The organism is Pseudomonas reinekei (genome assembly GCF_001945365.1).
GTDB classification, from domain to species: Bacteria; Pseudomonadota; Gammaproteobacteria; order Pseudomonadales; family Pseudomonadaceae; genus Aquipseudomonas; species Aquipseudomonas reinekei.
The window spans coordinates 1-669 of the sequence record NZ_MSTQ01000059.1; the positions used below are offsets into that span (position 1 = coordinate 1).

Consider the following 669-nt stretch of genomic DNA (forward strand, 5'->3'; position numbering starts at 1 on the left):
TGCCCGCCTCAGACGCTACCGCGACCACCGGTTCCCCCGGACTGTTGCTGGTCGGTGCAGGCCATTGACTCAACGACTGGCGCAACACTTCGATGCCCTGGGCATCGACATGCCGGCTGCCTCGGGCAGCGGCCGTCTGGCCCAGGGACTGGAACAGCTCGCCACACTCACTCAACAGCTTGAGCAGTTCTTCGCGGTCCAGTTGTGAACCTTGCGCACCCTGGCGAGCGTAGGTGGTCAACAACAGCCCTTGGGCTGCCCGCAGGGCAATCGCCGCATCGCTGCGCAACTCGGCCCCCTGACCGCGTGCCTGAGCCTGACCATCGGTTCGCGGCGTGACGAGCTTGCCCAGGTTCAGCGCCGTGGCCTGATGGGTCGTGGCCAGCCGAGCGCGCAGCGCGCCGGGCGTATCGTCGAAGAGCAGCTCGTTGAAGCCTTTGCCTTGATGCTCCTGGGTCTGGATCCCCGACAATGTTCGATTGCCCGGCAACCCCGTCGCGTTACTGAACTGCGGGGGGAAATGATCGGCGTTGTAGAGCACTGAAGTGACAAGGGGCCGGTCGATGTCACCACCGAGGAACGTCACCAGTACTTCCTGGCCGATGCGCGGCAAAAACTGATGGCCGAAGCCGGCGCCAGCACTGGGCATGGCGACCCTTAACCAGGTCG

Annotated in this window: 1 protein-coding gene; it reads right to left on the reverse strand. The window is 64.7% G+C overall.

Annotated features, from left to right (window positions below; all coding sequences use genetic code 11):
• The coding region (locus tag BVK86_RS28970; protein ID WP_208609351.1) for a type VI secretion system Vgr family protein at positions 1 to 669 on the reverse strand (669 nt) is incomplete at both ends.